Source organism: Paeniglutamicibacter terrestris (assembly GCF_012271785.1).
GTDB classification, from domain to species: Bacteria; Actinomycetota; Actinomycetes; order Actinomycetales; family Micrococcaceae; genus Paeniglutamicibacter; species Paeniglutamicibacter terrestris.
Genome location: NZ_JAAWVT010000002.1, coordinates 67,567 through 94,137, shown reverse-complemented (window position 1 = coordinate 94,137; position 26,571 = coordinate 67,567). Strand labels below are relative to the sequence as shown.

28 protein-coding genes are annotated in these 26,571 nt (G+C 58.2%); 1 reads left to right on the top strand and 27 read right to left on the bottom strand.

What is annotated here, in order from left to right; genetic code table 11:
- Positions 1-2 precede the first annotated feature (2 nt).
- From rpmD to rpsL, 26 genes are all read right to left on the bottom strand, one after another.
- A complete protein-coding gene (rpmD, locus tag HED64_RS06160; protein ID WP_132358652.1) occupies positions 3-209 on the bottom strand; it encodes a 50S ribosomal protein L30 in 207 nt (68 codons plus the stop codon).
- Positions 210-211: 2 nt separating this feature from the next.
- Positions 212-919: a 30S ribosomal protein S5 gene (rpsE, locus tag HED64_RS06155; protein WP_132358654.1), complete on the bottom strand. Its 708-nt coding sequence runs from the start codon at positions 917-919 to the stop codon at positions 212-214.
- Positions 916-1,287 (bottom strand): 50S ribosomal protein L18, encoded by a 372-nt coding sequence (gene rplR / locus HED64_RS06150; protein ID WP_168151218.1) that lies wholly within the window; start codon positions 1,285-1,287, stop codon positions 916-918. The genes rpsE and rplR overlap by 4 nt, the downstream gene beginning before the upstream one ends.
- 2 nt (positions 1,288-1,289) lie before the next feature.
- A complete protein-coding gene (rplF, locus tag HED64_RS06145; protein ID WP_168151217.1) occupies positions 1,290-1,826 on the bottom strand; it encodes a 50S ribosomal protein L6 in 537 nt (178 codons plus the stop codon).
- Between the two features lie 21 nt (positions 1,827-1,847).
- Complete coding sequence (gene rpsH / locus HED64_RS06140) at positions 1,848-2,246, bottom strand: 30S ribosomal protein S8 (RefSeq protein WP_007271041.1); 399 nt, start codon at positions 2,244-2,246, stop codon at positions 1,848-1,850.
- A gap of 62 nt (positions 2,247-2,308) precedes the next feature.
- The gene (gene rplE / locus HED64_RS06135; RefSeq protein WP_132358660.1) at positions 2,309-2,878 is read right to left on the bottom strand and encodes a 50S ribosomal protein L5; all 570 of its coding nucleotides are present in this window, start codon (positions 2,876-2,878) and stop codon (positions 2,309-2,311) included.
- Entirely contained in the window at positions 2,878-3,222 is a 345-nt protein-coding gene (rplX, locus tag HED64_RS06130; RefSeq protein ID WP_132358662.1) for a 50S ribosomal protein L24, read from the bottom strand. Before rplX ends, rplE begins: the two co-directional genes overlap by 1 nt.
- Positions 3,223-3,224: 2 nt before the next feature.
- The gene (gene rplN, locus HED64_RS06125; protein WP_071212943.1) at positions 3,225-3,593 is read right to left on the bottom strand and encodes a 50S ribosomal protein L14; all 369 of its coding nucleotides are present in this window, start codon (positions 3,591-3,593) and stop codon (positions 3,225-3,227) included.
- Positions 3,594-3,952: 359 nt separating this feature from the next.
- Positions 3,953-4,915 (bottom strand): endonuclease/exonuclease/phosphatase family protein, encoded by a 963-nt coding sequence (locus HED64_RS06120; RefSeq protein ID WP_168151216.1) that lies wholly within the window; start codon positions 4,913-4,915, stop codon positions 3,953-3,955.
- Between the two features lie 183 nt (positions 4,916-5,098).
- Entirely contained in the window at positions 5,099-5,386 is a 288-nt protein-coding gene (gene rpsQ, locus HED64_RS06115; protein WP_113762234.1) for a 30S ribosomal protein S17, read from the bottom strand.
- The gene (gene rpmC / locus HED64_RS06110; RefSeq protein ID WP_132358668.1) at positions 5,386-5,655 is read right to left on the bottom strand and encodes a 50S ribosomal protein L29; all 270 of its coding nucleotides are present in this window, start codon (positions 5,653-5,655) and stop codon (positions 5,386-5,388) included. The genes rpsQ and rpmC overlap by 1 nt, the downstream gene beginning before the upstream one ends.
- 2 nt (positions 5,656-5,657) lie before the next feature.
- A complete protein-coding gene (gene rplP / locus HED64_RS06105; protein WP_132358670.1) occupies positions 5,658-6,074 on the bottom strand; it encodes a 50S ribosomal protein L16 in 417 nt (138 codons plus the stop codon).
- The gene (gene rpsC / locus HED64_RS06100; RefSeq protein WP_132358672.1) at positions 6,075-6,905 is read right to left on the bottom strand and encodes a 30S ribosomal protein S3; all 831 of its coding nucleotides are present in this window, start codon (positions 6,903-6,905) and stop codon (positions 6,075-6,077) included.
- Positions 6,906-6,907: 2 nt separating this feature from the next.
- Positions 6,908-7,270, bottom strand: coding sequence for a 50S ribosomal protein L22 (rplV, locus tag HED64_RS06095; protein WP_168151215.1), 363 nt, complete (start codon positions 7,268-7,270; stop codon positions 6,908-6,910).
- Between the two features lie 57 nt (positions 7,271-7,327).
- A complete protein-coding gene (rpsS, locus tag HED64_RS06090) occupies positions 7,328-7,609 on the bottom strand; it encodes a 30S ribosomal protein S19 (protein ID WP_068731512.1) in 282 nt (93 codons plus the stop codon).
- 12 nt (positions 7,610-7,621) lie between these two features.
- A complete protein-coding gene (rplB, locus tag HED64_RS06085; protein WP_132358674.1) occupies positions 7,622-8,461 on the bottom strand; it encodes a 50S ribosomal protein L2 in 840 nt (279 codons plus the stop codon).
- Positions 8,462-8,491: 30 nt separating this feature from the next.
- Entirely contained in the window at positions 8,492-8,794 is a 303-nt protein-coding gene (rplW, locus tag HED64_RS06080; RefSeq protein ID WP_007271029.1) for a 50S ribosomal protein L23, read from the bottom strand.
- Positions 8,791-9,393 carry a 50S ribosomal protein L4 gene (gene rplD, locus HED64_RS06075; protein WP_132358676.1) on the bottom strand — a complete coding sequence of 201 codons (603 nt, stop codon included), beginning with the start codon at positions 9,391-9,393 and terminating at the stop codon, positions 8,791-8,793. The genes rplW and rplD overlap by 4 nt, the downstream gene beginning before the upstream one ends.
- Positions 9,394-9,397: 4 nt before the next feature.
- Positions 9,398-10,048 carry a 50S ribosomal protein L3 gene (gene rplC, locus HED64_RS06070; RefSeq protein ID WP_132358678.1) on the bottom strand — a complete coding sequence of 217 codons (651 nt, stop codon included), beginning with the start codon at positions 10,046-10,048 and terminating at the stop codon, positions 9,398-9,400.
- Positions 10,049-10,068: 20 nt separating this feature from the next.
- A complete protein-coding gene (rpsJ, locus tag HED64_RS06065; RefSeq protein WP_003803825.1) occupies positions 10,069-10,377 on the bottom strand; it encodes a 30S ribosomal protein S10 in 309 nt (102 codons plus the stop codon).
- A gap of 577 nt (positions 10,378-10,954) precedes the next feature.
- Complete coding sequence (locus tag HED64_RS20030; RefSeq protein WP_281069207.1) at positions 10,955-11,083, bottom strand: hypothetical protein; 129 nt, start codon at positions 11,081-11,083, stop codon at positions 10,955-10,957.
- An 82-nt stretch (positions 11,084-11,165) separates the two neighbouring features.
- A complete protein-coding gene (locus HED64_RS06060) occupies positions 11,166-15,173 on the bottom strand; it encodes a hypothetical protein (RefSeq protein ID WP_168151214.1) in 4,008 nt (1,335 codons plus the stop codon).
- Positions 15,174-15,386: 213 nt separating this feature from the next.
- Positions 15,387-16,577 (bottom strand): elongation factor Tu, encoded by a 1,191-nt coding sequence (gene tuf, locus HED64_RS06055; protein WP_132358690.1) that lies wholly within the window; start codon positions 16,575-16,577, stop codon positions 15,387-15,389.
- Positions 16,578-16,815: 238 nt separating this feature from the next.
- Positions 16,816-18,930, bottom strand: a complete 2,115-nt coding sequence (gene fusA / locus HED64_RS06050; protein WP_168151213.1) for an elongation factor G — start codon at positions 18,928-18,930, stop codon at positions 16,816-16,818.
- Between the two features lie 81 nt (positions 18,931-19,011).
- Positions 19,012-19,482, bottom strand: coding sequence for a 30S ribosomal protein S7 (gene rpsG / locus HED64_RS06045; protein WP_132358694.1), 471 nt, complete (start codon positions 19,480-19,482; stop codon positions 19,012-19,014).
- Positions 19,482-19,856, bottom strand: a complete 375-nt coding sequence (rpsL, locus tag HED64_RS06040) for a 30S ribosomal protein S12 (protein WP_068731493.1) — start codon at positions 19,854-19,856, stop codon at positions 19,482-19,484. The genes rpsG and rpsL overlap by 1 nt, the downstream gene beginning before the upstream one ends.
- 516 nt (positions 19,857-20,372) lie before the next feature.
- Here rpsL and HED64_RS06035 point away from each other — a divergent pair.
- Complete coding sequence (locus HED64_RS06035) at positions 20,373-22,124, top strand: HNH endonuclease signature motif containing protein (protein ID WP_168151212.1); 1,752 nt, start codon at positions 20,373-20,375, stop codon at positions 22,122-22,124.
- Positions 22,125-22,503: 379 nt separating this feature from the next.
- Here HED64_RS06035 and HED64_RS06030 read toward each other — a convergent pair whose 3' ends face one another.
- On the bottom strand, positions 22,504-26,397 hold the full coding sequence (locus HED64_RS06030; RefSeq protein ID WP_168151211.1) for a DNA-directed RNA polymerase subunit beta': 3,894 nt from the start codon (positions 26,395-26,397) through the stop codon (positions 22,504-22,506).
- Positions 26,398-26,571: the final 174 nt, after the last annotated feature.

Here is a 26,571-nt window from a genome sequence, read left to right as displayed (position 1 = left end):
GATTACTTCGCCTCCTCAACCTTTACGAGGTGCGGAACCGTGTTGATCATGCCAACGGTCACGGCATCGGCGGTACGGAACACGGTGTGTCCGATGCGCTTCAGGCCGAGCGAGCGAAGGGTATCGCGCTGGTTCTGCTTGCCACCAATGGTGGACTTGATCTGGGTGATTGCCAGCTTAGCGTCGCTAGGGACAAAGTTCTTCGCCACTATTACGCACCTGCCTTCTGGTTTTGGATGTTGCGAAGCATCTGAGGCGACACAACTTCGTCCAACGGCAGACCACGGCGGGCTGCAACTGCTGCAGGCTCTTCAAGAGCCTTCAGTGCTGCAACGGTGCCGCGAACAATGTTGATCTGGTTGGTCGAGCCCATGGACTTCGACAGAACATCTTGGATGCCAGCGCATTCCAGTACGGCGCGAACCGGACCGCCGGCGATAACGCCGGTACCCGGCGATGCCGGACGAAGCAGGACAACGCCTGCAGCGGCTTCACCCTGCACCAGGTGCGGGATGGTGGTGCCGATGCGCGGAACGCGGAAGAAGGACTTCTTGGCTTCTTCAACGCCCTTAGCGATTGCTGCCGGAACTTCCTTGGCCTTGCCGTAGCCGACGCCAACGAGACCGTTGCCATCGCCAACGACGACGAGAGCGGTGAAGCTGAAGCGACGACCACCCTTGACGACCTTGGATACGCGGTTGATAGCTACAACGCGCTCAAGGAACTTGTCCTTGTCTTCGTTGCGGCTGTCCTTCGAATCGCGGCCACGGCCACGACCCTCGCCACGTCCACGGCCTTCGCCGCCACGTCCACGGCCTTCGCCGCGAGCAGCGCCAGCCTTGTCAGCGGCAGGAGCAGCCGAGGCTGCCTCAGTAGCTTCAGACACCTGAGTTTCCTTCTTGTTAGTTGCTTCGCTCACAGTGCCAGCCCACCTTCGCGTGCACCATCAGCAACAGCAGCCACGCGACCGTGGTACCTGTTACCGCCGCGGTCGAAGACCACGGACTCGATGCCTGCAGCCTTGGCGCGCTCGGCAACGAGCTCACCAACGCGCTTAGCCTTGGCGGACTTGTCGCCGTCGAAGCCACGAAGATCGGCTTCCATCGTCGACGCGTAAGCAACGGTGATGCCCTTGCTGTCGTCAACGACCTGAACGAAGATGTGTCGTGCCGAGCGGTTGACGACCAGGCGCGGACGCACCTCGGTGCCGGTGATGCGCTTACGAACACGCAGGTGACGACGGCCGCGTGCGGCTGCCTTACTCTTACCCTTGATTCCGAGAGCCATGGTTACTTACCAGCCTTTCCGACCTTGCGGCGGATGATTTCGCCAGCGTACCGAACACCCTTGCCCTTGTACGGGTCAGGCTTGCGGAGGCTGCGGATGTTGGCGGAAACTTCGCCAACCTGCTGCTTGTTGATACCCGAAACGGTGATCTTGTTGTTACCCTCAACCGTGAAGGCAATGCCCTCAGGAGCGGAGACAACAACCGGGTGCGAGTAGCCAAGAGCGAACTCGAGGTTCGTGCCCTTCGCTGCAACGCGGTAACCGGTACCGTGGATTTCGAGCTTCTTTTCGTAGCCTGCGGTGACACCGATGATCATGTTTTCGATCAGGGTACGGGTCAAGCCGTGCAACGAACGCGAATCGCGCTCGTCGTTCGGGCGTGACACGGTCACAGTGTTCTCTTCGAGAGCAACAGTGATCGGGCTTGCTACGGTGATGTTCAGTTCGCCCTTGGCGCCCTTGACAGCGACAACGTCGCCATCAATCTTGAGCTCAACGCCGGCAGGAACAGTGATCGGAAGACGTCCAATACGTGACATGGTTTCTTTCTCCCTTTCCCGTTACCAGACGTAGGCGAGGACTTCCCCACCTACACCCTTCTTGGCTGCCTGGCGGTCAGTAAGCAGACCGGAGGACGTGGACAAGATTGCAATGCCGAGTCCACCAAGGACGTGCGGCAAGTTGGTGGACTTTGCGTATACACGCAGGCCCGGCTTTGAAATACGGCGAACGCCAGCGATTGAACGCTCGCGGCTCGGGCCGAACTTCAGGGTGATGGTCAGCTTTTTGCCGACCTCTGCTGCTTCCTCAACGAACGAGGCAATGTAGCCCTGTTCCTTCAGGATCTGGGCAACGCGTACCTTGAGCTTGCTCGACGGCATGGAAACCGTGTCGTGGTAAGCCGAGTTGGCGTTGCGCAGACGAGTCAGCATATCTGCGACAGGATCTGTCATTGTCATGTGGGCTTCTGCCCTTCCTCGCTACGGTTTCCGCGCAAGCGCGGACCTGTAACGTAGTTGATCTAGTTGGCGGTCTTGAACGGGAAGCCCAGTGCCTTAAGCAAGGCACGACCTTCGTCGTCGGTCTTCGCGGTGGTCACTACTGTGATGTCCATGCCGCGTACGCGGTCAATGGAATCAACATCGATTTCGTGGAACATGGACTGTTCCGTGAGACCGAAGGTGTAGTTGCCGTTGCCGTCGAACTGCTTCGGGCTCAGGCCACGGAAGTCACGGATACGCGGCAGAGCCAGCGTAACCAAACGGTCCACGAATTCCCACATGCGATCTCCGCGCAGAGTAGCGTGGGTACCAATCGGCATGCCTTCGCGCAGTTTGAACTGTGCGATCGACTTGCGTGCCTTGGTTACCAACGGCTTCTGGCCGGTGATGGCGGTGAGGTCGCGAACTGCGCCTTCGATGAGCTTGGAGTCTTTGGCGGCTTCGCCGACACCCATGTTCACAACTACCTTTACCAAGCCCGGAACCTGCATCGGGTTTGAGTAGTTGAATTCGCTCTTCAAGGTTTCGCGGATTTCGGCGTTGTACTTGGCCTTCAGGCGTGGCTGGATGTTCACAGCTGCTTCAGTCATTACAGTGCCTTTCCGGAAGACTTGGAGAAACGAACACGGACGGTCTTGGACACGCCGTTCTTCTCCACGGTTTCCTCGCGGAAGCCAACGCGAGTCGGCTTCTTGGTTTCCGGGTCAACGATCGCAACATTCGAGATGTGCATCGGGGCCTCAACGACCTCAATACCACCCGTCGTGGTGCCACGCTCGGTCTGACCAGCCTTGGTGTGCTTGGTGACGCGGTTAACGCCCTCAACAAGAACGCGCTGTGCTGCGGGGAAAACCTTCAGCACCTTGCCCTGCTTGTTGCGGTCGGAACCGGTGATGACCTGAACGAGGTCACCCTTCTTAATCTTTGCACCCATGGTTACAGTACCTCCGGAGCCAGGGAAACGATCTTCATGAACTTCTTATCGCGAAGTTCACGACCCACCGGACCGAAAATACGGGTACCGCGGGGCTCACCGTCAGCCTTAAGGATGACAGCTGCGTTCTCGTCGAACTTGATGTAAGAACCGTCGACGCGTCGACGTTCCTTCTTGGTGCGAACGATGACAGCCTTGACGACGTCACCCTTCTTTACGTTTCCGCCCGGGATTGCATCCTTGACGGTGGCGACGATTACGTCGCCGATGCCTGCATAGCGACGGCCAGAGCCACCGAGAACACGAATGGTAAGGATTTCCTTAGCACCGGTGTTGTCGGCAACCTTCAGTCGCGATTCCTGCTGAATCACTTTTTACTCCTGTCGTCTCGCTGGTTCTCCTAGGGAGCCTTGCGGAACGGATATGGTCCATCTCAGCTTCTGCTTACCCCCACCTCCAAACACAATGTTCACAACACACGAATGCGCAATAACATGATGCTGGGGAAGCAGGGCCGAGGCTTAGGCTCAGAGCTATGCCGCACAACCTTCTGGGCCCGTAAAAAACCCTCCGGCTGCACTATGCGTGATGCAGGAGGTGGATAGTCCCCATACATAACGCGCACAGAAAATAAAGTCTACCGCAAGAATGCGGGATCCCGAAACCCTGTGGTAGTGCCATGTTCGTGGTGCTTGGTCACATTTGGCCCAGAATCATGCGCATCACACGCTCAGCGACATACCGCTAGTCGGGCAACGATGCCGTGGTGATCCGTACCAGACACGTCGATTCGCGTCGCTTCAGTGGGGGCGAAACCTCGAACCAATATGTGGTCAATGCGCACCATGGCAGGAATGGCGATGTCGGCCGGCCAGGTGCCCGCGGGAAGCGGACCCAACAACGGCACCGCATCTTGAAAGTGGTCCGCCAGTTCCCTGAATTGTGGATGTGCGCGGGTGGCGTTGAAGTCCCCCGCCAGGATCAACGGGGTTGCGTCTTGGCGCAGTTGCCACGCATCAATGCCATGCAGCGTGGCGGCCCATGACGTGGCGCCATGTGTTGGAGGTATGGGGTGAATGCCGGCAATCCGAAGTGGGCCGAGATCGGGGTGCTGGATCAGCGCCACCGGTGCATCAAAGAGGGCACCCTCGACTTGGCTCACGGCATCTGGCTCTTGGCTCAGTGGGAACGTGGAGAGAATGACGGTATCAACGCTCCCGCCAAAAACTACGGACTCGGTTCGATAGCGATAGGCTCCGCGAACGAGTTCGGCCTTGAGTGCCTCGATCATGGGCTCGCTGGTTTCCACCAGAACGAGCACCGTGGGATCTGTCTTTCTGATGGCTTCGGCCAGGTCCCTGACCTCGGCGTTACCTCGTCCAGCATTCAGTGAGAGTACGCTGAGCTGCGCAGCGTCCGAACAGTCACGTGCCGGAGCCTGAGGCAACAGGGGTAGCAGCGCCAGGCCACCGAAGACTAACAAGATGGCAGCAGCGATAAAGGCCCGGCGCAGACACAAGATCAGGGACAACACCAGAGCACCAATAAGCAGTATGGGAAGCACCGCTTGCGCCATCGCAACGACGGGTGGGCTCACGACTCTCACGTGCGGCAGCATGGCCAGCGCGGCACCCAGAACTGCCACGAGGGCAAGGGCCGGGGTGCTTCGTGCTCCGCTCCGCCGACTTCTCATCTACTCCCCCGCCACACCGTGATAGTTTTCCGGTTCTCTGTGTCTCTGTCACAACCGAAACCTACACACTACCCCTGGGAACTCTCGCCAACGCAAAACACCCCCGGAGGCCGACTGGATAAATCCAGCGGTTCCGGGGGTGTTTTGTTTGGTTCACGTCAGAGTGAAAACCAGCGAAAGAGCTTACTTAGCCTTTTCGAGGATTTCCACGAGGCGCCAGCGCTTGTCAGCAGACAGCGGGCGGGTCTCGGCGATGAGAACGAGGTCGCCGATACCGGCGCTGTTCTCTTCGTCGTGAGCCTTGACGTTCTTGTTGCGACGCATGACCTTGCCGTAAAGGGCGTGCTTAACACGGTCCTCTACGTCAACGACGATGGTCTTCTGCATTTTGTCGGAAACCACGTAACCACGGAGGGTCTTGCGGTCGTTGCGCTCTGCAGCTGCATCCACGACGTTATCCTTCTCGCTCATTACTTGGCTTCCTTGCTCTTCTTGGTCTCTTCGACCGGCACTACAACCTCGGCACGAAGGCCAAGCTCGCGTTCGCGAAGAACGGTGTAGATACGAGCGATGTCACGCTTGACAGACTTCAAGTTGCCATGCGATTCAAGCTGACCGGTGGCCGACTGGAAACGGAGGTTGAACAACTCCTCCTTGGCCTTCTTGAGCTCCTCGACCAGACGGGCGTTATCAAAGCCGTCCAGTGCTTCGGTTGCTAGATCTTTAGATCCGATTGCCATTCCTATTCACCACCCTCACGACGCACAATGCGTGCCTTCAACGGCAGCTTGTGGATTGCAAGGCGCATTGCCTCGCGTGCTACCTCTTCACTAACACCGGAGATCTCAAAGAGAACTCGTCCCGGCTTGACGTTTGCGACCCACCATTCCGGAGAACCCTTACCGGAACCCATGCGGGTTTCGGCCGGCTTCTTCGTCAGCGGACGGTCAGGATAGATGTTAATCCAAACCTTGCCACCACGCTTGATGTGGCGGGTCATGGCGATACGAGCTGCCTCGATCTGGCGGTTGGTAACGTAGGCCGGTGTAAGGGCCTGGATACCATACTCACCGAAGGCTACCGTGGTACCGCCCGATGCTGCGCCACTCCGCTTGGGGTGGTGCTGCTTACGGTACTTTACGCGGCGTGGGATAAGCATTTAAGCCTGTCCTCCTTCTGCGGCTGCAACCGGAGCTGCCTCGGCAGCCGGAGCTGCTTCCGCTGCCGGTGCAGTGTTGCGGTCGTTACGACGACGGCGTTCGCCACCTTCGGGACGTCCAGCTGGACGTCCGCCCGGACGATCGCCGCGGCCACGGGCCGGAGCTGCTGCAGCCTGAGCTGCCAGTTCCTTCGAAGTTACGTCGCCCTTGTAGATCCAAACCTTCACGCCAATGCGGCCGAAGGTGGTCTTGGCTTCGAACTTGCCGTAGTCGATGTTCGCACGCAGGGTGTGCAACGGCACACGGCCTTCGCGGTAGAACTCCTTGCGGGACATTTCTGCACCGCCAAGACGACCGGAGCACTGAACGCGGATGCCCTTGGCACCAGCGCGCATTGCCGACTGCATAGCCTTCTTCATTGCGCGGCGGAAAGCCACACGTGAAGCAAGCTGCTCTGCAATACCCTGGGCAACAAGCTGAGCTTCGATCTCGGGGTTCTTGACCTCGAGGATGTTCAGCTGAACCTGCTTGCCGGTGAGCTTTTCGAGCTCGCCACGGATGCGATCGGCTTCGGCGCCGCGGCGACCGATAACGATGCCGGGACGTGCGGTGTGGATATCCACACGAACACGGTCACGGGTACGTTCGATCTCCACGCGAGCGATGCCGGCGCGTTCCATGCCAACAGTCATTAGTTCGCGGATACGGATGTCTTCTTTTACGAAGTCCTTGTATCGCTGACCGACCTTGGTGCTGTCGGCGAACCAGTGCGAAACATGGTCGGTAGTGATACCGAGTCGGAACCCATGCGGGTTAACCTTCTGTCCCATTGTTATTCCCCACCCTTCTTAGGGGTTGCGACGACCACAGTGATGTGGCTCGTGCGCTTCTTGATTTGGTATGCCCGACCCTGAGCACGCGGCTGGAACCGCTTCATGGTCGGACCCTCGTCAACAAACGCTTCGCTGATGAACAGCTCGTCTTCGTTGAACGCGACACCCTCGCGGTCTGCGGCGGCACGGGCGTTAGCCACTGCCGATGCTACAACCTTGAACACTGGCTCTGAAGCTGCCTGTGGGGCAAACTTCAGGATCGCCAGTGCTTCGTTCGTCTGCTTGCCACGAACAAGGTTGACGACGCGCCGGGCCTTCATAGGCGTCACGCGGATATGGCGCGCAATTGCCTTGGCTTCCATTGCTTTCCTTCTCTCGTCTCTCGAAGAAGTGCTAAGCACTCGCTGAACCCTTGCGGGTTAGCGGCGCTTGCCCTTCTTGTCGTCCTTCACGTGGCTGCGGAACGTCCGGGTCGGGCTAAACTCGCCGAGCTTGTGCCCGACCATCGACTCGGTTACAAACACGGGGATGTGCTTACGTCCGTCATGTACGGCGATCGTGTGCCCGAGCATGTCGGGGATGATCATCGAACGGCGGGACCACGTCTTAATGACGTTCTTGGTGCCCTTTTCGTTCTCAGCAGCGACCTTAACAAAAAGGTGCTGATCGACGAAGGGGCCTTTCTTCAGGCTGCGTGGCATGTTTCCAGGCTCCTATCGCTTGTTCTTGCCGGTACGGCGACGGCGGACAATCAACTTGTCGCTGTCCTTGTTCGGACGACGAGTGCGTCCTTCGCGCTTGCCGTTCGGGTTGACCGGGTGACGGCCACCGGACGTCTTGCCTTCGCCACCACCATGCGGGTGATCAACAGGGTTCATGGCAACGCCACGCACGGTCGGGCGTACGCCCTTCCAGCGCATACGGCCGGCCTTTCCCCAGTTGATGTTCGACTGCTCGGCGTTTCCGACCTCGCCGACGGTTGCGCGGCAGCGCACGTCAACGTTGCGGATTTCGCCGGACGGCAAACGCAGCTGAGCGAAGCGACCCTCACGGGCCACCAGCTGAACCGACGCACCTGCGGAACGAGCCATCTTGGCACCGCCACCGGGACGCAATTCCACGGCGTGGATAACAGTACCCACTGGAATGTTGCGCAACGGAAGGTTGTTGCCAGGCTTGATGTCGGCGTTAGCGCCGGCTTCAATGGCATCGCCCTGGGCGAGCTTGTTCGGTGCAATGATGTAACGCTTGGTTCCATCAATGTAGTGAAGAAGCGCAATGCGGGCAGTACGGTTCGGGTCATACTCGATGTGAGCGACCTTCGCCGGCACGCCGTCCTTGTCGTGACGACGGAAGTCGATCAGACGGTACTGGCGCTTGTGTCCGCCACCCTTGTGACGAGTGGTGATCTTACCGGTGTTGTTACGTCCGCCAGTTTTGTGCAACGGGCGAAGCAACGACTTTTCCGGAGTCGATCGCGTGATTTCTGCAAAGTCGGCTACGCTCGAGCCGCGAAGGCCCGGGGTAGTCGGCTTGTATTTACGGATTCCCATAGTTTAATTCCTCGTTAAAGTGGTCTCCGCTTAAGAAAGCGGACCGCCGAAGATGTCAATCGAGCCTTCCTTCAGGGAGACGATTGCACGCTTAGTAGCCTTGCGCGTCCCCCATCCGAATTTGGTGCGCTTGCGCTTGCCGGCACGATTGAGGGTGTTTACAGAATCAACCTTGACCGAGAAGATGGCTTCCACGGCGTTCTTGATTTCCGTCTTGTTTGAACGCGGGTCAACGAGGAAGGTGTACTTACCTTCGTCGATCAGACCGTAGCTCTTTTCCGAGACGACGGGTGCAATGACCACGTCGTGCGGAGCCTTGGAGAAGTCGCTCATTTGGCTTCCTCTTTCTGGACCAGGGCATCAAAAGCGGCCTTGGTGAAGACAACGTCGTCCGAAACCAGCACATCGTAAGTGTTGAGCTGATCTACGTACAGAACGTGTACTTCAGCGAGGTTGCGTGCCGAAAGGGCTGCAACATCGTTGGCGCGCTCGATGACTACGAGCAGGTTCTTGCGCTCGGAAAGAGCGCGCAGGGTAGCCATAGCTTCCTTGGTGGACGGCGCAGTGCCGGTAACCAGGGATTCAATGACGTGAACGCGGTTGTTGCGAGCGCGGTCAGACAGGGCGCCGCGCAATGCAGCAGCCTTCATCTTCTTGGGGGTGCGCTGGCTGTAATCGCGAGGTGTCGGTCCGTGGACAACGCCACCACCGGTCATGTGAGGAGCACGGATTGAACCCTGACGGGCGCGGCCGGTGCCCTTCTGTGCGAAAGGCTTACGACCGGCACCGGAAACTTCGGCGCGGTTCTTGACCTTGTGCGTACCCTGACGAGCAGCTGCGAGCTGGGCCACAACGACCTGGTGCAGCAGCGGAACGTTAGTCTGAACGTCGAAGATCTCCGAGGGGAGTTCTACGTTAAGTGCCTTAGACATTTAGTTATGCTCCCTTCACAGCGGTGCGTACGAGAACGACGCGTCCGCGGGCACCGGGAACGGCACCCTTGATCAGCAGGAGGTTCTTCTCTGCGTCCACAGCGTGAACCGTGAGGTTCTGCGTGGTGACGCGGTCAACACCCATACGACCAGCCATCTTCTGACCCTGGAACACGCGTCCCGGAGTCGAAGCGCCGCCGATGGAGCCCGGCTTACGGTGGTTCTTGTGAGCACCGTGCGATGCCGGAGCACCGTGGAAGCCGTGGCGCTTCATGACGCCAGCAAAGCCCTTACCCTTGGAAGTACCTACGACGTCGACCTTCTGGCCAGCGGCGAAGATTTCGACGGAGAGTTCCTGGCCTGCGGCGTAGGACTCGGCGTCTGCAGTGCGCAGCTCAACAACGTGGCGGCGCGGGGTAACCCCTGCTGCCTCGAAGTGGCCGGCGAGCGGCTTGGTGACCTTGCGCGGGTCGATCTGGCCGTAGCCGATCTGAACCGCGGTGTAGCCATCGCGCTCGGCGTTGCGCAGCTGAGTGACGACATTGCTGTCAGCCTGTACAACGGTTACAGGAATGAGATTGTTGTTTTCATCCCAAACCTGGGTCATGCCGAGCTTCGTGCCCAGCAGGCCCTTTACATTACGGGTTGCGGTCATAGTTTTCTCGCCACCTCCCCTTAGAGCTTGATTTCGATGTTGACATCCGCCGGCAGGTCGAGACGCATCAGCGAATCTACGGCCTTCGGGGTCGGATCGATGATGTCGATCAGACGCTTGTGCGTGCGCATTTCAAAGTGCTCACGGCTGTCTTTGTACTTGTGAGGCGAACGGATAACGCAGTAAACGTTCTTCTCCGTCGGCAGTGGCACTGGGCCAACTACGGTTGCGCCTGCGCGCGTTACCGTCTCAACGATCTTCCGGGCAGAAACGTCAATGACCTCGTGGTCATACGACTTCAGCCGGATGCGGATTTTTTGTCCCGCCATGGCTTGATGCCTCTTTCTAATTAGCACTCTCTGTACAGTTACTGTGCCCTACGGGCCCCTTACGGGACCGGCACGCCTCGCATCGAACTGAATCCGGATAAAATCCGGGTTCCTCAATCCGCCGAGGCCGACCCCCGCGGTCGGGCGTGTCGCTTTTGAAAGCGATACTAAACCTTATAAATCCTTGGGGGACATTGTTCGTGGTTTCAAAAAAATCTGTCGTACCGCTCCCTAGCCCCGGGCATTATCCCGAGTGAGACACGATCTCAGTTGAAAACCCTTACCCCGGTCTCGGTTTCCCGATCAGCAGGCATGAGCCATTGAAATTCTCACGAACAACTTGTCTAGTCTGGCAGGTTTCGGGCCAAAACACCAAATCACCTGTTTCCAGCAAATCTCCCGGCAGCGCGGCACTCCCCCGCGCCCCAGCCATCAGCTCATCCTGCGAGCGGGAAAATGCCGGGATTTCGGGCCTGATTTCTCGCGCGTTCTCAGACGAGCTGTACACAGGCTGCTTGTCCAGAACTCTTCGCGTGAGTAAAGCCACAGCTGCTGGGGCCGTGGTTGTTGATCGGGGCTACAGATCCTCCTGGTTGGAGCGTTTGATGTTCTTCGCCCGGTCAATCTCGTTGGAGAACTGTTTGCGCAGGCGCAAGATAACAACCACGACGACGACAACGATCAGCATAACTATCAAGAACTTCATGAGCCCAGCCTAGCGCCCCACACCGGAGAGGTCACGGCCCACCCGGGAAGAAGGAAATGCTCAGAGCCATCACCCAACGGGATTAGCGCTGATCCTCCGGCTTCCTTCCGGGATCCGTGGTCGTTGCCGGCGGGCTCTGCGGCAGGGGCGGATTTCCGTTGGGTTGTGGTGCCGGCCCGCTCGTATCTCCGCTGTTCCCCGAGGGACCCGGCTCCGTTGGCCTGGGGAGTTGGTTGCTCTGCACCTGCCATGGCATCGGAATCGGGGCGGCTTGCGGTTGCTGGAGGATGGGTTCGTTTTCTGGGGCTACTGCACTGCGGTTCATTTTGCCCAGACGCCACAGCGCCAAGACAATCAAGCCCACGGCGATAAGCAGGAGAAGCAGGAAGGTGTACCCACGCAAGAACCACAACACCGCCACGGCAATCCCAACAGCTCCCCAAATCGTAAAGATCTTGCGATTCGTCAGCAGCCCAAAAACGAGTAGTGCGGTGAATCCCATGAGCAGTATCAATTGCTGGCTCAGCGTCGAGGTGAGGAACGTTCCGACTCCGGTCAGCGATAGCAATAACGCGGCCGCTCCCATGATTAGGGTCCCGCGCTGCTCGCGTTTGCGTGAGAATTCGTAGCCAGCCAGTATCGCCAGAACTACAACCCAGTACGTGCAAGCGGTGAAAATGCTCGTTCCGTCAACGGCAACCCACCAACAGCGGTGGATGACCGCGGCTGCGACCAGAGCCGCAATCTCGTAGGCACTTTCGCGCCAGCGCAACGGCACCTCGAGTGCTGCCGCGGAGAAGACCGCCACCAGCACAGCCGTTCCCCCAGTAAACACGTAGGCCGATGAGTCGTGCGTCAGCCCAAGCAATCCGGACAGGGACAATCCCAGCAGTGCCGCGGCGAAAACTACGCGGCTATGAGCTGGGCTCCAGCCCTGCGTCCGCTTGGCCAGTTCACCGAATCGCGCGGGTTCTGATCCGAATCGACCGCCAACCACCGCAACGATGGACAAGATGATGACCGTTAAGACAAGAGCGAGCATGGTGTCCAAGGGTTCACTCCCCCGCTGCCCGGCCAATGAGCGTACCGCTTCGATTCCACTATGCGCGGCCCGAGCCACCAACGCCGAAGCACCAAGCATGAGCAAAGGAATCCCCCACGTGATGGCAAAGACAACTGCGCCCGCTGCACCAAGTACCCCGGCAACAATCTCCCACTCCGAGTCGAAACGGAAAGCAACACCCATCAATGCCACCCAGTACAAGAGTGCAACAGCAGCCCTGACCCACCGTTGAGCTCTTCCTCCCAGGCCACGGAGTTCAGCGACGATACAGCCGGCCAACAACACCGAAATCAGCGTCCCGGCAACACGTTGGCCCCATAGCGGGCTCGGTAGCCAGCCACCTGTCCGCAATGAATCACCCAGTGTCGGTGCTAATACCAAGCCCAAAAGCCCCAGGGCGCCTGGAATGGCAATGTAACGGTAAAGCTCGGTATTCTGCGACGTCGTGGCGAAAACGACGATGCAAAAGACCAGCAGGCAGAGGTTTTGAATGAGCAAACTGGCCTGATCAAGGCCACCGGCAATACCGCTGAGGTAGGTTAACGGCAAGAACAGCAGCACTGCGAGTGCAGCATACGTCAGCAGATGACCCGCGCCGAAAGACTTTGTCTCGTGGCGATGGCGGCTCATGATGGCGCGGGCAGATTGAGCCGAGGCAACGGTGAAGGCCAGCAGCGCGTACTGCCCATGAGAATCCATATCAAATCTGTCGGCAATATGCCATGCCGTCCCGGAGAAGAGCAGCTGCGCCAGGATCCCGTAGCCCACCCGGATACTGCGCGTTGTAGCGCTGATTGCTCTGGCTCCCACGTAAATGAGCCCGAGAGCCGCCACAATTTCCACCAGCCACGATGGTGAGTGGCCCGCGCTGATCCCCAGAGCGCCAGCCAAAGCCGTTAATCCGCCCAGGTGCACGAGTGTTGCAGAAACACCGCTCAGCTTTGCTTGCGGAGCTGAAGTTCGGAAGCCCAACACCATTGTCGTCCCTACCAAACCCACCACCAGTAAGAGCCACATCAGGATGATGTCCCATTGATAGCCGACCCACAGCACGGTACCGAAATTCGGCGTCGCACCGGCCAACGCGGCGACGGATGCACTGCTGTCGCTGGCCAACAATACGCGCAGCGACCACGTGATGAGGGAGGCGCCCAACAGTCCCCCGGCGAAGAACGAGGCTTCGCCCAGTACCGGCAACCCGGAACTATTAAGATTGTCATTTCCCGTAGTTCGCCGAGTGTGGTGGAGCAGCTGACGTACGGCATAAGCTACCTGGACCAGTAATGCCAGCCCAATGCCTACCAGTGTTGCCACATCAACAACCACATCGGGGAGCTGTTCGTTGATACTTCCGCCGGATAAGGACAGCGGAAGATGGGCCGACCGTGCGGGATTCAGCGACCATCCCGATGCCGCTAGGGAGAAGAACGCTCCCACGCCAGCTATAAAAAGCACTCGTGCTGCCCAGCCCAGCAGCAAGCTGTCCTTGGGCAACGCCGAACGTGACAGCCACCAGGTAGCCAGCAAAGCCCCCACGAAGATGAATGCCTGGCGGCCCAAGTTCCCGTTGCTGGGTTCGATGAGCACCAAAATCGCCGCACCCACGGGAATCCATCGGAAGTAACCACCCCGTTTGATCCCCACCACCAAACCGGTCACAACCAGCAACGCCAGCGCCCAGTTTAGGTCCAGTTCACCGCCTCCGCCAGTGATCCGCCAATCAGTCAGCAGACCTTCGGCACCCAAGAGGGTGCTGATGGCGGCGGTGCCGACCAGGATCCAGCTCTCGATGGTGACTCGCCGCTGGTGGACCCGGAGTTTGGACATGTAGCTGTGGCTCAGTTGGGCCAGTACCACCAGTTGGATCATCAGTGCCACTGCCAGAACCCTGAAGACGGTTGTTAATGGGACCTCGGCTGCGTGGAGGAATGCGGCAAGGGCAACCATTCCACTGAGCCGCGCGGCGGCGAGATGCCAGAAACGTTCGGCCGGTGGAACGGCAAAAAGCGCTACAACGTAGTAGGTGCAAGCTGCGGCAAAAAGCCAACCATAATCGCTGGCCCGAAGGACGGCTGCCGAACATAGTCCTGCACCTACGGTGGCGGGAACCAAGTATCGATGTGCCACGGTGAAGGACTGAAGATAAATATTCGAGACCCAACGCGGCTTCTTAAATCCGACCAGCGTGATAACGGTGGCCAGTAACATGCTGAAGAAGAAGTAGAAGATCAACCCGCGGTTGAGCACTGCCCCGCCGGAGTATGCGGTCGAAACGAGGAATGTGGTTGCAAGTCCCGCGACGACTCTGGACTGCAGCTTCCCTGCGGCGTAGACAAATGCGGCAGTGCCAATGATGGAGGTCACGAACCAGCTCGCACCGGGAGTTGTGGACAGAAGTACAAAATGCGCTAGGCCGGTCATGGGAATCAGGGCGAGGCCGGTGGCGGTGAATGCCGCAGCGGCCGGACGCAACCGTTCACTGCGCGCGTGCATGACGAGACCAACAACGTAGAATCCGGCCGCGACGATGGCCAAACCTACCACCTTGGCAGCGGCGGGTAGCGCCAGCGCGATAAACAAGGATGCGGCGGCAACGAGCAGAAGAGCCGCAACGTACAAGGTGATGTTGATATTTCGCAGGGCGCGCACGCGTGGGTCCACTGGCGCGGGAGGTGCTGGAGCCGGTGCTACCGCGGCCTGCGTCTGGCTCGCCCACGCGATAATGGGTACGCGTTGTTGCGTGGTGGGCTGAGCGATTGTTGGCTGTGCGACGGCAGCAGGATCAATCGCACTTGGCGGTGCAGCCGGTTGGCTCTCCCCCACCGGAGTCAGCAAATTGTTGGCTCCAGTAACTTCGGTTTGTACCCGAGAAGCTGCGTCAAAGCCTTGTTGCCAGGCCTGTGCCTGAGCTTTGCGAGCAGATTCGCCAAGGGCGGCTTGGAGTTTAACCGTGGCCCGGTGTCGGCCCAGATAGAATCCGACAACAAAAAGCCCAATCGCAACTACGACTAGTGCAAACTCGCCCATGGTTTCTTCTCTCCACCCCTTTTTACGCGTCAGCCGTCAGCGACGACAATACCCAGTGACCTAACCTTACCCCATTCAGGCTAATCGTTTGATAAAAGAAGTGGGCGAAACATGAGCCCGCTTGACGGCAACAAAAAAGGCCCTTGTTGCATCGTCGAAACGATGCAACAAGGGCCTTCTCTAGGCTGTTAGGCCAAAATCAGCGAAGTAAACTTACGCGGTGATCTTGGTGACCTTGCCTGAACCAACGGTGCGGCCGCCTTCGCGAATTGCGAAGCCGAGGCCCTCTTCCATGGCGATCGGCTGGATCAGCACGACAGACATTTCGGTGTTGTCGCCAGGCATAACCATTTCCGTGCCTTCCGGCAGGGTGATAACGCCGGTAACGTCCGTGGTGCGGAAGTAGAACTGCGGGCGGTAGTTCGAGTAGAACGGGTTGTGACGTCCGCCTTCATCCTTGGACAGGATGTAGACGTTAGCCTCAAAGTCGGTGTGCGGGGTAATGGAACCCGGCTTCACGATGACCTGACCACGCTCTACGTCTTCGCGCTTGATGCCGCGAAGAAGCAGACCACAGTTCTCGCCGGCCCATGCCTCGTCGAGCTGCTTGTGGAACATCTCGATACCGGTAACCGTGGTCTTCTGGACCGGGCGGATACCAACAATTTCGATTTCCGAGTTGATCTTCAGGGTTCCACGCTCGGCGCGGCCCGTAACAACGGTGCCACGACCGGTGATGGTGAAGACATCCTCAACCGGCATCAAGAACGGCTTGTCCTTGTCGCGGATCGGATCCGGAACGTGGTTATCCACGGCTTCCATGAGCTCTTCGATGGTCTTGACCCAAACCGGGTCGCCTTCGAGTGCCTTCAGGCCGGAAACGCGGACAACAGGTGCCTCGTCGCCGTCGAAGCCCTGCGAGGAAAGAAGTTCGCGAACTTCCATTTCCACAAGGTCAAGAAGCTCTTCGTCGTCAACCATGTCGGACTTGTTCAGTGCGACCAGCAGGTAGGGAACGCCAACCTGGCGGGCGAGCAGAACGTGCTCGCGGGTCTGAGCCATCGGGCCGTCAGTGGCGGCAACCACGAGGATTGCACCGTCCATCTGTGCAGCGCCGGTGATCATGTTCTTGATGTAGTCAGCGTGACCCGGTGCATCAACGTGCGCGTAGTGGCGCTTCTCGGTCTGGTACTCGACGTGAGAGATGTTGATGGTAATGCCGCGCTGGCGCTCTTCCGGTGCAGAGTCAATCTGCGAGAAGTCGCGCTGCTCGTTCAAATCCGGGTACTTGTCAGCAAGCACCTTCGAAATGGCGGCCGTCAACGTGGTCTTACCGTGGTCAACGTGACCGATGGTGCCGATGTTGACGTGCGGCTTGTTCCGCTCGAACTTTGCCTTTGCCACAGGTTCCTCCTAGAAACGATTACAGAAGACGTACCTCGTCCACACGGTTCGCGGACGAAACTTGTACAAGTCTACTGGGGGCTTAGTGAAATGTTAAAATCATGGTTAGCTGCGGGTTCCGGCAAAGGATCCGTTAGCTGGCCTGGCGGGGCCGGATTGAATTTCTTCGCACCGGCCCCAACCTGCGGCCCTTCACCCGAGAATCGGGTTTAGGGCCAATTTTTGGTCCTAAACGAGATTACTCGCCGCGGGACTTCTGGATGATCTCGTCGGCTACTGCCTTCGGGACCTCGGAGTAGCTGGAGAACGTCATCGAGTACACGGCACGGCCCTGAGTCTTCGAACGCAGGTCACCAATGTAACCGAACATTTCAGACAACGGAACCGTTGCACGAATAACCTTCACGCCTGCAGCGTCTTCCATCGAAGCGATGGAACCACGGCGGGAGTTCAAGTCACCAATGACATCGCCCATGTACTCCTCAGGAGTACGGACTTCGACATCCATAACCGGCTCAAGGATGATCGGCTGGGCGCGACGTGCGCCTTCCTTGAACACCTGTGAACCAGCAATCTTGAACGCCATTTCCGAGGAGTCAACGTCGTGGTAGGCACCATCAAGGAGGATAGCCTTCACGCCAACCATCGGGTAGCCGGCCAGGATACCGAACTGCATGGCGTCCTGGATACCAGCGTCAATCGACGGGATGTATTCGCGAGGAATACGGCCACCGGTAACGCTGTTCTTGAATTCGTAGATGACACCGTCAACAACTTCCAAGGGCTCGAACGAGACCTGGACCTTTGCGAACTGACCCGAACCACCGGTCTGCTTCTTGTGGGTGAAGTCAACCTTCTCCACAGACTTCTTGATGGTTTCGCGGTATGCAACCTGCGGCTTGCCAACGTTAGCTTCAACGCGGAATTCGCGACGCATGCGGTCCACCAGGATATCCAGGTGAAGCTCGCCCATGCCGCCAATTTCGGTCTGGCCAGTGTCTTCGTTGAGGGAGACGGTGAACGTCGGGTCCTCGGCCGAAAGCTTCTGGATAGCCGTTGAGAGCTTCTCCTGGTCACCCTTGGTCTTGGGCTCAATGGCCACGAAGATCACGGGATCAGGGAAGGACATCGACTCAAGAACGATCGGGTTTGCCGGATCGCACAAGGTATCACCGGTGGTGGTGTCCTTGAGGCCGATCACTGCGTAGATGTGGCCGGCGTGGACCTCGTCTACTGGCATTTCCTTATTGGCGTGCATCTGGAAGAGCTTGCCAATACGTTCTTTCTTCTGCTTCGTCGAGTTCAGCAGCTGAGTACCCGGAGTTGCCTTACCGGAGTACACGCGGATGAAGTTCAACTGACCGAAGAACGGGTGAGTTGCGATCTTGAAGGCCAGAGCCGAGAACGGCTCAGTCTCGTTCGGCTCGCGGCGAATCTCGATCTCTTCGTTCTTCGGATCGGTACCGATCGTCGCGCCAACATCCATAGGATTCGGCAGGAAGTCGATAACAGCATCCAGCATCGGCTGAACGCCACGGTTCTTGAAAGCAGAACCACAGAAGACCGGGTAGATCTCGGAGTTAACAACCATCTTACGAATGCCGGCCTTGAGCTCAGCAACGCTGATCTCTTCGCCTTCGAGGAACTTCTCCATGAGCTCGTCAGAGCCCTCGGCAACGTCCTCTACCAGCTTGGCGCGGTATTCCTCGGCCTTTTCCAGCATGTCTGCCGGAATTTCGCGAGTATCGTATGCTGCACCCATGGTGACGTCGCCCTTGGCGTCGCCTTCCCAAACGAGTGCCTTCATGGTCAGAAGGTCAACGACGCCGACGAAGTCGGACTCGGAACCGATCGGAAGCTGCATAACCAACGGCTTAGCACCAAGGCGCTTGATGATGGTGTCGACGGTGAAGTAGAAGTCTGCACCCATCTTGTCCATCTTGTTGACGAAGCAGATACGCGGAACGTTGTACTTGTCAGCCTGGCGCCAAACAGTCTCAGACTGCGGCTCCACGCCTTCCTTGCCATCGAACACAGCAACTGCACCATCGAGGACGCGCAGTGAGCGCTCAACCTCAACGGTGAAGTCAACGTGGCCCGGGGTGTCAATGATGTTGATCTGGTTTTTGTTCCAGAAGCAGGTCACGGCGGCAGACGTGATAGTAATGCCGCGCTCCTTTTCCTGCTCCATCCAGTCAGTCGTCGAGGCACCATCGTGCGTCTCGCCGAGCTTGTGGTTCACACCCGTGTAGAACAGGATGCGTTCCGTAGTAGTGGTCTTACCGGCGTCGATGTGAGCCATGATGCCGATATTGCGGACCTTATTAAGGTCGGTAAGCACTTCCTGTGCCACAATGTCTCCCTAAGTCGGTGATGCCCGAAACGCTGGTGGAACCGATCAAAGATCAATTCCACCAGCGAAACAGAACGCTTTTTACCAGCGGTAGTGGGCGAAGGCCTTGTTGGACTCTGCCATCTTGTGGGTATCTTCGCGACGCTTTACAGCAGCGCCAAGACCGTTGGAAGCGTCGAGGATCTCGTTCATGAGACGCTCGATCATGGTCTTCTCGCGGCGAGCCTTCGAGTAACCAACGAGCCAGCGAAGTGCAAGAGCGGTCGAACGACCGGGCTTGACCTCAACGGGAACCTGGTAAGTTGCGCCACCAACACGGCGGGAACGAACTTCGAGGGCCGGGCGGATGTTATCCATGGCCTTCTTCAAGGTAACCACCGGGTCAGCAGCGTTCTTGGCTGCAACACCTGCGAGTGCACCGTAAACGATACGCTCGGCTGTGGACTTCTTACCATCGACCAAAACCTTATTGATCAGCTGGGTAACAAGCGGGGAACCGTGTACCGGATCCGAAACGAGTGGGCGCGCGGGCGCCGGACCCTTACGAGGCATTACTTACCTTCCTTCTTGGCACCGTAGCGCGAGCGAGCTTGCTTACGGTTCTTCACACCCTGGGTATCGAGGGCACCACGTACGATCTTGTAGCGCACACCCGGAAGGTCCTTCACACGACCACCGCGAACGAGCACGATGGAGTGTTCCTGAAGGTTGTGACCAACACCAGGAATGTAAGCGGTAACTTCAACGCCACCGGCAAGGCGCACACGTGCGACCTTACGAAGTGCGGAGTTAGGCTTCTTCGGGGTCGTGGTGTACACACGGGTGCAAACGCCACGACGCATCGGGTTGCCCTTAAGGGCTGGGGCCTTGGTCTTTTTGACCTTCGGCGAGCGGCCCTTACGGACCAGCTGCTGAATAGTAGGCACTTTCGTGTCCTTCCATTGTCTAAGTTTGTCGGCACCACAATCGGACTCTAAAGTGCCAGATTATGGAGCTAGCTGCTTGCTTTACCGAACACCGGAACGAAAATGCTCTAGGCGTGCGAAAGTGTGGCATCTGTTGCGCAACCTACCCGCAACCCGGACCGTGTCCATTTGCCACACATGAAAAACAATTACCACTAGCTTAGCACGGCCTTCGCGCGGATCTGGACGGGTTGACGGCCTTGGCCTCCCGGTGCATTCGCACCTTCCGACCATCTAGTGAACGAATCCACGAGATTTACCGGGATTTAGGCACTTTTACCTGCATTGGCGAATCAGTGGTGCTTCTTGATGAAGGGCAGGTCACTTAATTTTGGCATCCGCGCCTCGCATCGTTCGGCACGAGTTCATACGTGGCTCACCTTCTGGGCGGTTCTCCTGCGTGAAAAGTTATCCACCATCCCGCGGCATGCTTCTGGGCGAAGTCCCTTATGGGGTCACGCTGGGTTTATGAATTCCATGGCGGCACTCACCACTGCCGGGCTGGCTGAATTACAGCAAGTCTTGGCACCGTCCATAGAGACCCCGGATGAGTCTATCTCCGAGGTACCTGTGGACGACAAGCTGCGTCTGCTTGCCTTACTGAATCCAGTCCTCAAGCGGTTAGTTGATGATATCGCCGCCGAACTTGGAAGTTCGGCCGTGCGGTCGCTACTTCTAGCAATGCTTGCCGAAGATTTATCGAGGACCACTGGACGTGCCCAGATTGTTGCTGCCGGCAAGGTAGACGATACCAATGCTCACACTATGACCCAGGAACCTCTAAGCGAACTTATTGAGCTCCATAACCATCTAGAAAATTTCATCGGTGGTGCCTCAACTCTGCCCACGGACCACTACCACTCCCCCAGCACAAAGATGCTTTTCCGAGATTCGCACGATCTACTCAAAGACCGCTTGCACCTCTCATACACGGCGGCCAAAAAACGACTTCTAACCCGAGACCTTCTTCTTCCACACGCAGGCTTTAACGGTGCACTCATTTCCCCTCGTTATAAGGAACTCGGAAGGGTATTCAACGACGGCACGGCCGATCCGCTGGAAGCCGCAGGTACCGCTCGGCGGCTCCTAGCCCTGCAACCGGGCATCGATGCCCAGCAGGACCCTGACTCGACAGCGGAACGCATTGAAAAACAGGTGGCCGATTCCCTGACTTCACGGAATCAGAGCGGCACCGGACAGTTGCTCAAGCTCATTTCTTCGCAGCTCGACGACACTGCCCTCGAACGCTCCGAGAAACAGATGGAGGACCATTTTGGCCTAGAGTTCAAAGGCAAGCGACCCCACGGGTTCATCTGGGAACTATGCACTGGGACATCCGGTCACGAATTACTCACAACATTCTCTGACGAGCTAAGCAACCCGCGGTCCAAATCCGGAAGCACATCCGAAGCCCAAGAAGCACTCGAGCAGCCGGCGCTTCCGGGGATGGACAGTTCCCCCCAGCTCTCCCCCGAACCGAATATCATCCCAGCTTGGGCAGTAAGCCCAGATATGCCGATGGATGAGCGACCCCGTGCCGAGTTCTCCGATCTGGGTCAGGTGCCACCGGCCGATATTCAAGGTACCCAGATCCCGATGCTTCCCGGTGAGACGTTGGCTGCGGCTCGATCGCGTTCCAAGGCCAGGAACTTACTTCAGGCATTCTTTGACGCCATTCGTTGCACCATGAACCGAGATCCGGATCCCACGGGAAATCTCCCTATGAAACCCAATATCGATTTGGTCGTGACCATTTCGTGGGATTCGCTGATTGGCAAGCTCAACGATCCGGGAATCTCCAATCACGGACATCTGGTGTCTGCTGGCTACGCTCGACGGCTGGCCTGCGTCGCCAACGTTCTCCCCGCGGTGCTCGGGACCGAATCGCAGCCCTTGGATCTGGGCCGAACCCAGCGTTTCTTCAGTCGGGCGCAACGCCGGGCCATGGCACTTCGGGACCGCGGATGCATCAACCCAGGTTGCACCATGGCCGCACACCGTTGCGAAGCGAACCATATCCAACCTTGGTACCTCGGCGGCAAGACAGATTTGTCCAATGGGGCCCTATTGTGTCCGATCTGCCATGCATCCTTCCACGCCGGACACTTCAAGATTGTCGTGCTCAAGTCGATCCCTTATGTTCTACAAGACAAGGTCCTTGACCCCGAACAACGACTCAGACGCAATTGGTTCTTTCACCCTCAAAGTGACTCCATCCACGTGTCCTAAGGCATCGGAACATAGCCTCCCAGCGGACTTCATCTAGACAACTTATCTACTAGAAACTTAAGCATCCATCCGCCGTGAACGCCCTGAAATCATGGGCATTGGCGCCCCTTTGATATCAACGGCGACTCTTAGTTCAATCGATTCCTTAGATGAGCAATCACCCAGTATCAGTGAGTGATCGTCCGTCGACATGGGTGCTGGATTTTTGGTTCATACTGCGTGTTCGGCTCTTCCGTACGCAGCCACCACATTACGAGCACAAAAAAGATCGGCCCGTGCCGCGTTTCCCGCATTCCTCTTTCGAGGTTGCGAGACGCTGCACGGGCCGATCTTGTTACGCGGTCTTCTCCCCGGTCAAGCCGGGGAGAAGAGTTACGCCTTAGCGGAAATCGTTGCCGAGATCGTAGTCATCCATGGCGATGGCGTGAAATTCCGGGCTGAGGCCCGGCTCCAAACCTTCGTAGTCCATGCCGGTGGAGAAGGCGGACTGACCGGTGAACAGCGAAGCCTTCGCTGCCTCGGTCGGTTCCACGTTGACCTGGGTGTAGCGATCAAGGCCGGTACCGGCCGGGATCAGCTTACCGATGATCACGTTTTCCTTCAGGCCGAGCAATGGATCGGACTTGCCTTCCATTGCAGCCTGAGTCAGGACACGCGTGGTCTCCTGGAAGGAAGCAGCCGAGAGCCATGAATCGGTAGCCAAGGAAGCCTTGGTAATACCCATCAATTCGTCACGACCTGAAGCCGGACGCTTACCTTCGGAAACAGCCTTGCGGTTGGCCGACTGGAAGCGTGCCTTGTCAGCAAGCTCGCCCGGCAGCAAGTCGGTTTCGCCCGACTCGATGACGGTGATGCGGCGAAGCATCTGGCGAACGATGACTTCCACGTGCTTATCGTGAATGCCAACACCCTGGGATTGGTACACTTCCTGGACTTCGCGGACGAGGAACTTCTGTGCCTCTCGCGGGCCAAGAACTCGCAGTACCTGCTTCGGGTCAATCGCACCGGCGACCAGCTGCTGGCCAACGATGACGGACTCGCCCTCAACAACCAACAGACGTGCACGACGCAAAATCGGGTAAGCGATTTCTTCGTCGCCGTTGTCCGGGGTGATCACGATGCGGAGCTGCTTTTCGCTGTCCTCGATCGTGACACGACCCGCAACCTCGGAGATCGGGGCAACACCCTTAGGTGTACGTGCCTCGAAGAGCTCCTGGATACGGGGCAGACCCTGGGTGATATCTTCCGCGGAAGCAGCACCACCGGTGTGGAAGGTACGCATGGTCAGCTGGGTACCGGGCTCACCAATGGACTGTGCGGCAATAATGCCCACTGCCTCACCGATGTCAACGGTCTTGCCGCTGGCCAAGGAACGACCGTAGCAAAGTGCACAGGTTCCAACGGCCGATTCACAGGTCAGCACGGAGCGAACCTTGATCTCGGTGACGCCGGCTGCGAACAGTTCGTCGATGAGCACGTCGCCCACGTCGGATCCACCCTCTGCCAACACGGTGCCCGAAGCATCGGTCACGTCAGTGGCCAAGGTGCGGGTGTACGCCGAGTTCTCAACGGTTTCGTGCATACGCACGGTACCGATTTCGTCGGTGTAAGCAATCGGCACGGTCAGACCGCGGTTAGTACCACAGTCCTGTTCGCGAACGATGACATCCTGCGAGACGTCCACCAGACGACGGGTCAAGTAACCCGAGTTGGCGGTCTTCAGCGCGGTATCAGCCAGGCCCTTACGGGCACCGTGAGTCGCGATGAAGTACTCGAGAACGGACAGGCCTTCACGGTAGGAAGACTTGATCGGACGCGGGATGATCTCACCCTTAGGGTTAGACACCAGACCACGGATACCGGCAATCTGGCGCAGCTGCAGCCAGTTACCACGAGCCTTTGAGGTCACCATTCGGTTAATGGTGTTCAGCTCTTCCATGCCGTTCTTCATGGCCTCGGCTACCTCATCGGTGGCCTTGGTCCAGATATCGATAAGGTCCTGACGACGCTCGGTGTCGGCGATCAGCCCCTTGTCGAACTGCGACTGCACACGACGTGCCTTCTCCTCGTACGGAGCAAGGATTGAAGCCTTGTCCATGTTCGAGGTGATGTCGGAAATGGCAACGGTGACGCCCGAGAAGGTCGCCCACTTGAAGCCCGCATCCTTCAGGTTATCCAGCGTTGCCGCCGTAACAACCTTCGGGTAGCGCTCTGCCAAGTCGTTGACGATCTCAGAGAGAGCATCCTTGCCTGCAACGCGCTCAACCCACGGGTAATCGGCCGGAAGGGTGTCGTTGAAGAGCACCTGTCCGAGCGACGTCGGGATGATAGCTTCTTCGCCCGCTACCCAACCTTCCGGTGCCGGCTGATCCTCGGACGGGACAAAGCCCGAGACGCGGATCTTAACCGGTGCGTTCAGGTGGAGTTCTCCGCGATCCATGGCCATGAAGGCCTCGGACGGAGTGGTGAACGCACGACCGGCGCCCGTCTCGTCCAGACGCTTAGTGGTCAAGTGGTGCAGACCGATGATCATATCCTGTGAAGGCAGAGCAACCGGGCGACCATCCGAAGGCTTCAGAATGTTGTTGCTCGAGAGCATCAAGATTCGGGCCTCGGCCTGAGCTTCGGGGCTCAGCGGCAGGTGAACTGCCATCTGGTCACCGTCGAAGTCAGCGTTGAAAGCGGCACAAACCAACGGGTGCAGCTGAAGGGCCTTACCTTCAACCAGCTGAGGTTCGAACGCCTGGATGCCCAAACGGTGCAGGGTAGGTGCACGGTTAAGCAACACGGGGTGCTCGGTGATGATCTCTTCGAGAACATCCCAAACCTGCGGGCGGTAACGCTCGACCATGCGCTTAGCGCTCTTGATGTTCTGTGCGTGGTTGAGGTCAACCAAGCGCTTCATCACGAACGGCTTGAAGAGCTCCAGAGCCATCTGCTTAGGCAGACCACACTGGTGCAGCTTCAGCTGCGGACCAACCACGATGACCGAACGGCCCGAGTAGTCAACACGCTTGCCGAGGAGGTTCTGGCGGAATCGTCCCTGCTTGCCCTTGAGCATGTCGCTCAGGGACTTCAATGGACGGTTACCCGGACCGGTTACCGGACGGCCACGACGACCGTTATCGAAGAGCGAGTCAACAGCTTCCTGCAGCATGCGCTTTTCGTTGTTCACGATGATTTCCGGCGCGCCCAAGTCCAACAAGCGCTTGAGGCGGTTGTTGCGGTTGATGACGCGACGGTACAGGTCGTTGAGGTCGGAGGTCGCAAAGCGGCCACCGTCGAGCTGAACCATCGGGCGCAGTTCCGGCGGGATCACTGGAACGGCATCCAAGACCATGCCCAACGGGGAGTTGGTCGTGGTCAGGAACGCGTTAACAACCTTGAGGCGCTTCAGGGCACGCGTCTTGCGCTGGCCCTTACCGTTCTCAATGATGTCGCGCAGGATCTCGGCTTCTGCTTCCATGTCGAAGCCCTGAAGGCGCTTCTTGATGGCTTCGGCGCCCATGGAGCCCTCGAAGTACAGTCCGTAACGTTCGCGCAGCGAACGGAACAGGCCTTCGTCTCCCTCAAGGTCAGCGACCTTGAGGTTCTTGAAGCGGTCCCAGACCTGGTCAAGGCGTTCGATGTCGGCGTCGGCGCGCTTACGCACCTGAGCCATCGTCTTATCGGCCAGGTCGCGGGTCTTCTTCTTTTCCGCTGCCTTGGCACCTGCGGCCTCGAGGCCAGCAAGCTGGTCCTCGAGTTCACGGGCAATCGCGGCAATGTCGGAGTCGCGGGTGTCAACGAGCTGCTTGCGTTCCAGATCGTGCTGGGCCTGGAGGTTCGGCAGTTCTGCGTGACGGCGCTCTTCATCAACGGAAGTGACCATGTAGGCAGCGAAGTAAATGATCTTTTCAAGATCCTTCGGTGCCAGGTCAAGCAGGTAACCCAAGCGCGAGGGAACGCCCTTGAAGTACCAGATGTGGGTCACGGGAGCGGCAAGCTCGATGTGGCCCATGCGTTCGCGTCGTACCTTGGCACGGGTAACTTCGACGCCACAGCGTTCGCAAATGATGCCCTTGAAACGCACGCGCTTGTACTTACCGCAGTTACATTCCCAGTCACGAGTCGGACCGAAGATCTTTTCGCAGAAAAGACCGTCCTTTTCCGGCTTTAGGGTGCGGTAGTTGATGGTTTCGGGCTTCTTTACCTCGCCGTAGCTCCACCCGCGGATCTCTTCCGCTGTTGCCAGGCCGATGCGCATGAGTCCGAATGAGGATTCGCTGGACATATGGTCCTTATCTCTCTTCTAAGTTCTCTGAAGTCTAAATTGGTGAGGTGTTCGTTGAACCCGTAGGTTCAACGCTCACCGTGGGTCTGGAAGATATCCAGCTCCGCAATCGTGTCTTGGCGGCCGGAGGAGCGCTGCGCTGGTGTTGCCACCGTCACCGCTCCCCCAACCACA

Bases quoted from the DNA above. Each gene is read 5' to 3' on its own strand.
- rplR (WP_168151218.1), bottom strand. From the start codon at position 1,287: ATGGCTCTCGGAATCAAGGGTAAGAGTAAGGCAGCCGCACGCGGCCGT.
- rplF (WP_168151217.1), bottom strand. From the start codon at position 1,826: ATGTCACGTATTGGACGTCTTCCGATCACTGTTCCTGCCGGCGTTGAG.
- rpsH (WP_007271041.1), bottom strand. From the start codon at position 2,246: ATGACAATGACAGATCCTGTCGCAGATATGCTGACTCGTCTGCGCAAC.
- rplE (WP_132358660.1), bottom strand. From the start codon at position 2,878: ATGACTGAAGCAGCTGTGAACATCCAGCCACGCCTGAAGGCCAAGTAC.
- rplX (WP_132358662.1), bottom strand. From the start codon at position 3,222: ATGGGTGCAAAGATTAAGAAGGGTGACCTCGTTCAGGTCATCACCGGT.
- HED64_RS06120 (WP_168151216.1), bottom strand. From the start codon at position 4,915: ATGAGAAGTCGGCGGAGCGGAGCACGAAGCACCCCGGCCCTTGCCCTC.
- rpsQ (WP_113762234.1), bottom strand. From the start codon at position 5,386: ATGAGCGAGAAGGATAACGTCGTGGATGCAGCTGCAGAGCGCAACGAC.
- rpmC (WP_132358668.1), bottom strand. From the start codon at position 5,655: ATGGCAATCGGATCTAAAGATCTAGCAACCGAAGCACTGGACGGCTTT.
- rplP (WP_132358670.1), bottom strand. From the start codon at position 6,074: ATGCTTATCCCACGCCGCGTAAAGTACCGTAAGCAGCACCACCCCAAG.
- rpsC (WP_132358672.1), bottom strand. From the start codon at position 6,905: ATGGGACAGAAGGTTAACCCGCATGGGTTCCGACTCGGTATCACTACC.
- rplV (WP_168151215.1), bottom strand. From the start codon at position 7,270: ATGGAAGCCAAGGCAATTGCGCGCCATATCCGCGTGACGCCTATGAAG.
- rpsS (WP_068731512.1), bottom strand. From the start codon at position 7,609: ATGCCACGCAGCCTGAAGAAAGGCCCCTTCGTCGATCAGCACCTTTTT.
- rplB (WP_132358674.1), bottom strand. From the start codon at position 8,461: ATGGGAATCCGTAAATACAAGCCGACTACCCCGGGCCTTCGCGGCTCG.
- rplW (WP_007271029.1), bottom strand. From the start codon at position 8,794: ATGAGCGACTTCTCCAAGGCTCCGCACGACGTGGTCATTGCACCCGTC.
- rplD (WP_132358676.1), bottom strand. From the start codon at position 9,393: ATGTCTAAGGCACTTAACGTAGAACTCCCCTCGGAGATCTTCGACGTT.
- rplC (WP_132358678.1), bottom strand. From the start codon at position 10,048: ATGACCGCAACCCGTAATGTAAAGGGCCTGCTGGGCACGAAGCTCGGC.
- rpsJ (WP_003803825.1), bottom strand. From the start codon at position 10,377: ATGGCGGGACAAAAAATCCGCATCCGGCTGAAGTCGTATGACCACGAG.
- HED64_RS20030 (WP_281069207.1), bottom strand. From the start codon at position 11,083: ATGAAGTTCTTGATAGTTATGCTGATCGTTGTCGTCGTCGTGGTTGTT.
- HED64_RS06060 (WP_168151214.1), bottom strand. From the start codon at position 15,173: ATGGGCGAGTTTGCACTAGTCGTAGTTGCGATTGGGCTTTTTGTTGTC.
- rpsG (WP_132358694.1), bottom strand. From the start codon at position 19,482: ATGCCTCGTAAGGGTCCGGCGCCCGCGCGCCCACTCGTTTCGGATCCG.
- HED64_RS06035 (WP_168151212.1), top strand. From the start codon at position 20,373: ATGGCGGCACTCACCACTGCCGGGCTGGCTGAATTACAGCAAGTCTTG.
- HED64_RS06030 (WP_168151211.1), bottom strand. From the start codon at position 26,397: ATGTCCAGCGAATCCTCATTCGGACTCATGCGCATCGGCCTGGCAACA.